Origin of the sequence: uncultured Campylobacter sp. (assembly GCF_963517995.1) — a bacterium.
In the GTDB taxonomy this organism is placed as follows: domain Bacteria; phylum Campylobacterota; class Campylobacteria; order Campylobacterales; family Campylobacteraceae; genus Campylobacter_A.
The window spans coordinates 1-5,572 of sequence record NZ_CAUQHQ010000141.1; the positions used below are offsets into that span (position 1 = coordinate 1).

4 protein-coding genes and 2 pseudogenes are annotated in these 5,572 nt (G+C 40.4%); 3 read left to right on the forward strand and 3 right to left on the reverse strand.

Annotation, left to right across the window (positions count from 1 at the left end; genetic code table 11):
- Positions 1-97 precede the first annotated feature (97 nt).
- Together RYL88_RS11065 and RYL88_RS11070 are read right to left on the reverse strand one after the other, a co-directional pair.
- Positions 98-1,132 carry an ABC transporter substrate-binding protein gene (locus RYL88_RS11065; protein ID WP_314991297.1) on the reverse strand — a complete coding sequence of 345 codons (1,035 nt, stop codon included), beginning with the start codon at positions 1,130-1,132 and terminating at the stop codon, positions 98-100.
- Between the two features lie 74 nt (positions 1,133-1,206).
- Positions 1,207-3,288: a TonB-dependent receptor gene (locus tag RYL88_RS11070; RefSeq protein WP_314991299.1), complete on the reverse strand. Its 2,082-nt coding sequence runs from the start codon at positions 3,286-3,288 to the stop codon at positions 1,207-1,209.
- Positions 3,289-3,478: 190 nt separating this feature from the next.
- Between RYL88_RS11070 and RYL88_RS11075 the strand changes: the two are divergent.
- Both RYL88_RS11075 and RYL88_RS11080 read left to right on the forward strand, forming a co-directional pair.
- Positions 3,479-3,879, forward strand: a pseudogene (locus RYL88_RS11075) (hypothetical protein); the annotation flags it as partial.
- Positions 3,880-4,001: 122 nt separating this feature from the next.
- Positions 4,002-4,493 carry a hypothetical protein gene (locus RYL88_RS11080; RefSeq protein WP_314991301.1) on the forward strand — a complete coding sequence of 164 codons (492 nt, stop codon included), beginning with the start codon at positions 4,002-4,004 and terminating at the stop codon, positions 4,491-4,493.
- 80 nt (positions 4,494-4,573) lie between these two features.
- Here the strand turns inward: RYL88_RS11080 and RYL88_RS11085 are convergent, their stop codons facing one another.
- Positions 4,574-4,876 (reverse strand): hypothetical protein, encoded by a 303-nt coding sequence (locus tag RYL88_RS11085; RefSeq protein WP_314991303.1) that lies wholly within the window; start codon positions 4,874-4,876, stop codon positions 4,574-4,576.
- A 75-nt stretch (positions 4,877-4,951) separates the two neighbouring features.
- On the opposite strand from RYL88_RS11085, the pseudogene RYL88_RS11090 reads away from it, so the two are divergent.
- A pseudogene (locus RYL88_RS11090) lies at positions 4,952-5,572 on the forward strand (IS1595 family transposase); the annotation flags it as partial.

A 5,572-nucleotide genomic window follows, 5' to 3' on the forward strand; every position in this document is an offset into this window, starting at 1 on the left:
TATTTGTAATTTAGCCCCTCTAGTTAATTCCTACACGCTTTAAGCGAAAAAACGACCGCAAAGGCTAGAAAAAGCGATAAAAACAGATATTTTTTCATTATCTAAAAAGCTCGTAAAATTTGCTCTCGCCGTTTAGATCAAAGCGTAAAATTTTAGCTATCTCGTCGTCATTTAGATCGTAGCCATAGAGCAATTTGTAGCTCTTTTTCATCTCGTCTTTTAAATTTATATGCGCCTGCCCCGAAAACAGCACGCTAAACCACGCCCAGCCCAGGTGCGATTCGCCCGTAGGCGGCTCCCACATATCGCCTCCCAGAGGCATTTTATAGACGGCTTTTTGCTTGACGGCTTTTACGTTTTTTAAAATTTTGTCGTTAAAAAAGTCCCGTGGCGTTAGCTCGTCGAAGTTGCTAAGCAAGATAACGTCCGGATTTTGCGCAAGAATTTCTTCTTTATTTAAAATTCTAAATCCACCGAAATTCGCCGCATTTACTCCGCCGCTTAGCTTTATCTCGTAGTCAAAATACGTCCCGCCTCCTGCGGCCTCGTAGCTTTTATCTCGGCCGAATATAAAAAGAACCTTCGGTTTTTTGCTAAGCCCTTTTACGAAATTTTCGATCTTAGCTCTTACTTCGGCTCTGTTTTGTAAAATTTGCTCCGCCTTTTGCTCTTTTTCGTAAATTTTACCTAGCATCCCAAACCAAAAAAGCGGGTCTTCCTCCGTGCCGCTTAAATTTACCAAAGCTACGTTTAGCCCTACTTTTCGCAGCGGCTCGATGATCTTTTCGCCTCTCATGCCCCACTGCACGACAAGATCCGGAGATAGTTTTAGTAGCTCCTCGATATTTGGAGTAAAATCCTCTCCGATACCGCCTGCGGGGATACTAGCTGCGCCTTTTATCATTTTTCCGAGCATTCCGCGCCCAATATTTTTCTTAGCCATAGGATGAACGGAGGCTAGGCGAGATACGTTGTTTTCGACGCTAAGAGAAAACGAAGCTAGCGGCACCGGAAATAGCGCTACGCTTTTAACGGAGCGGTCGAAGTAAAGCCTGTTGCCGTTTTGATCGGTAAATTCAAGCGCGCCTAGCGTCGCTGCCAGTAGCAATAAAGCGAATATGATTTTTTTCAAATTCGATCCTTAAATTTGTAAATTTTAGGGTTTTTGAGCGGGCCGGCTTAAAACCCGCTCGGCAAATTTAAATTTTAAAAGCTAGCCTTAAAGCCTAGTTTGAAATTTCTGCCCGGATTTATGAGCGGGTTGCTAGCGCTTCTAGGCTGGCTGATTAGCTCGTAGCTTAGGCTTGGGGCGTATTCTTTGTCAAAGATATTTTCGACGCCGAAATTCAGGCTAAAATCTTTTAAGAAGCCTAGCTTGCCAAGGCTCTTGCCAAAGTATAGGTTATGCACGAAATATCCCGCTCTCTCGCGCTCTACGCTGTCGTCTATACGCGTCTTTCTCGCCGCCCAGTCGCCGCTATACTCTATGTAGGAATTTGCCAAAAACTCCGGCGAATAAGAAACGGCTACGCGTCCGCTAAGCGGAGCGATCTCTGGAAGCGGTTTGCCGGTTTGCTTATTTTTGCCGCGCGTGTAGGCGAGATTTGTTTTAAACTCCAAATTTGATAAAATTTTATAAGCGAGGTCAAATTCGGCTCCGCTTATCTTGGCTCTGTTTACATTTTGCGACTGGTAGTAGGTCACGCCGCCGCTTTGCCAGTTTCGCTCGACGATTAGGTCTTTATAATCTCCCGTGTAAAATATCAAATTCGATCTAAGCGCTTTATCCGTATAGCGAAGTCCAGCCTCGTAGGTAACGCCTTTTTCGATATTTAGATCAGGGTTTGGCAGATACGCCTCGCTGCCTGAAAACGTAAGTATCGGAGCAACCTCGCCGCTCATAGGAGCCCTAAACGAGGTCGAGAAATTACCTACAAACTCAAGTCCTCCGACGACGGGATAAATAAGTCCCAGGCCGTAGCTGGCTCTGCCGTCTTTTCTATCGTTGGCGTTTTCGTATAGGGCTTTTACGGCGGGACTCATCGAGCTATCCATATCAAAGGACGTTTTTATGCGGTCGTAGCGTAAATTTGCGCTCAAAATCGCGTCGTTGCTAAACGCGTATTCAAGCAATCCAAACCCGGCGACGTCAAGCTGTTTGGTTCTTAGCCTGTTGCGTACGCTAGGGCCTTTGTTTACGCTTTGATACACGCTATCCCAGTCCTCGTAATAAAAATCTACGCCGTAAGTTTGGGTTAGGTTGTCGCCTATAAATTTACCGATAAATTTGCCGCCGTAGACCTTCGGACCGTTTACGTAGTTATCGACTTGTCTAGGCGAAAACGAGCCGATGTAAGGCCTTATATTTAGGTGCGTATAAAGCTCTCTGTAATACAAGCTAGAATCTAATATAAATTTGTCGGGTATGTTGCCTTCGTAGTTTAGCGCTACGTATTTTTCTCTAAGAGGCGCCTCTTTTATGTATTTTTGAAAGCCTTTTTTATTCGCCGTTCCGGGAGCGCCGACCGCCGTACCGACTACGCCGCGCTCGGACTCCGTATATCTGGTCACGAGCTCAAGCCTGTGAAAATCGGCAAAGCTATATCCGCCTTTAAAATCAAGACTTTGGTAATTATACCTTGTGTTTGGGATTTTACCAGCCGGAGTGCCGTAGTCCTTGCCGTGCTTGTAGTTTAAGCCCAGCAATGCGTCAAACCCGTGTCCAACTACGCCGAGTTGTAGGCGGTTTTGTACGCCTTTGTTTGCGCTTTGATACTGGGTGCTTAGATACGTATCAGATAGCGCCCAGTCGCCGTGCACGTCCCCACTAGCTCTTTTGGTGACTAAATTTACTATGCCGCCAAAGGCGTCCGTGCCGTAAAGCGTGCTAGCAGGGCCTCTTATTATCTCTATCCTTTCGATTTGATCGGGCGTAAATATCGAATACTCAAACGCCGGCCTACCTCTAAATCTAAGCCCGTCTACGAACATCGGCACGCGGTAATCAGACGAGCTAAAACCTCGCACGTTTACGGTGCCTGAGTCCATGCCTTCGTTTACGATTGAAACTCCCGGCGCCTCGCTGATTAGCTCCGGTACGCTTTTGCCGAGCTTTCTTTCTATCGTCTCTTTATCTACTACCGAGACGCTTTTGCTTATCTCGTCTACGCTTTGAGACGATCTTTGCGCCGTGACGGTTACGCCTTCTAACGATTTTAGCTCTACTTCGTTTTGCGCGGCAGCCAAAATACCGACTAAAGCAAGACTAAGCACGATTTTTCTCTGCATTTAAACTCCTTTAAAAATTATTAACGGGCAATTATACAGAAATATATAATGATTTTCAATGATTACAAATAAGGTTTTTAGTAAATAATTTATGGCACTCTTTAACTTAATCTCACACAAAGGAGTAGTAAGTTACGATAATAGCTATGTTCTTGAAAGTAACGAGCGTAGCGAAGTAGAGCAGAACAGAGCCAAGAGAGTAAGAGGCAAAAGAGGTAGAGGCGCAGCAAATAAAATCCGGTATTTCTATTTCGCTACGCTCATAGCTGTAAACAGACGGTATGCTAAAGCGTGACGGCAAAGTTTATACCCAAATAGTTAAAAACTGTTCTGAAAATGAGCTATTGACGATACTGAAGGAATTTAGCGAGCTTGATAGCTCAGATTATCGAAGGGCTTATGACGGATTGGTTGATTACGGAGCCAAAGCCCATTATAGAGTAAAGCATTCTAAGAATGAGTTCAGCTACGCTACGCTTACTACTTTATAAGAAGCTGTAAGCAAAAACCATAGAAACTTTTGGGGATATGCCAAACATAGTTTATCTGAATTTAAAGGGGTTTAGATATAATAACAGTAAAAATATAAAAAGATCTCTATTAAATTTTAATAAAATTGATAAGAATCTTTATGAGTAGCAAGATGATGTCGCGGCTAAAAATCCACTCAGGTTCAATTTGGTAAATATTATTTAAAACTCAAGGATCAAATAGTGTCTAATTTAAAAATTTATAGAGGAACAATAGATAATCTAAGAACAAATTTGGAAACAAATGTTAGCGGTAGCGTAAGAAAGGGCAAGGGTGATATATCTACATCTAATACATATAGTTCGACTTTTAGGATAGATGGTAGGCAGTTTATTCTTAAAACTCAAAACAATACTTTGTCGCAAGGTGATGATATGGTGGTATGCGCAAATGGTTATAAAGTAATCAACTATAAAAATTTAACTACAAATGAAACGGGAACTTTATCAAAATTGTTATGGTCTATTATAAGAACTGTTGGTAATATTGTGGTGTTTATTCCTTTTTTTATAGCTTTGCTTTTTATTGGAGAGACTCGTACTGGATCTGGATATACAATGATTATTATAGTAGTTGTTTTAAGTTTACTTTTTATGTATCTTCTAAATAAATATGTTTCTATGCAGCAGGATGCTATTGATATGTTAAAACAATATTTACAAGACAATAATTAACTTAAGTGGATTTTTGGGATTCTTTTGCCAAATATTATAACAAATTGATTTACTGCTAAAGCCAAATTTCTAAGGCTCTGTCAAATAAACTGTATAAATCCTAGTATTATGTAGCATCCGCACAAGACTACTAGGAAATATAATGTAGTTCCTGTAAGGTTTTTTGAAAAAATAAAATTCAAAAGTTGCAACATAGGACGAGCGCATATTAGGTTTTCTGTTGGAGCTTGGCGCTGTTCGTGATTATATTTCTCAAAAGACATTAAGTCTTTTTTAGCGAACCAGCCGATAATTGCAGAGTTATTTAAGCTAGAAACTTTAAATAGACCTATTGTTGCAAGAATACCGATGATTATTGCTATTATTGTTGAATTATCTGTCATTTAATTTCTTTCTATGGTTATTGAAAATATTTTTGGCTCAAGATAAGTTAAAAACTTTCAAAGGAGTTTTTAACTATGATTTTGTCGATGAAAAATAAGTATATCTATCATTCCAGAATTTCAGAGAAGAAATTTAGAGAAATTCTAAAGTATTTTGCGCAAGATATAGAGGCTACTAAAATAGCAAATTTAACCGGAATCTCTAGAATTTCCATTAATAAAATTCTAAAAAGCATTAGAATTTTAATGGCTAAAGAGTGCGAAAAGATATCTAAGTTTTCAGGTGAAATAGAAATAGATGAAAGTTACTTTGGATCTAAACGAGTAAGAGGCAAGAGGGGTAGAGGAGCAGCAAATAAAACTCCAGTATTCGGAATGCTAAAGCGTGACGGTAAGGTCTATACCCAAATAGTTAAAAACTGCTCTGCTAATGAACTGATACCGATATTACCCAAATTTAGCGAGCTTGATAGCTCTACTATATACTCTGATTGCTGGAAGGCCTATGACGGTTTGGTAGATTATGGAGCTAAAGAGCACTACAGGGTAAAACACTCAAAGAATGAATTTTAGCTACGCTACGCTTGCTACTTTACAAGAAGCAAATGGTAAAATCATATCAATGGTATAGAAAACTTCTGGGGATATGCTAAACATAGACTAGCTAAATTTAAAGGTATAAAGAAAGAGAATTTC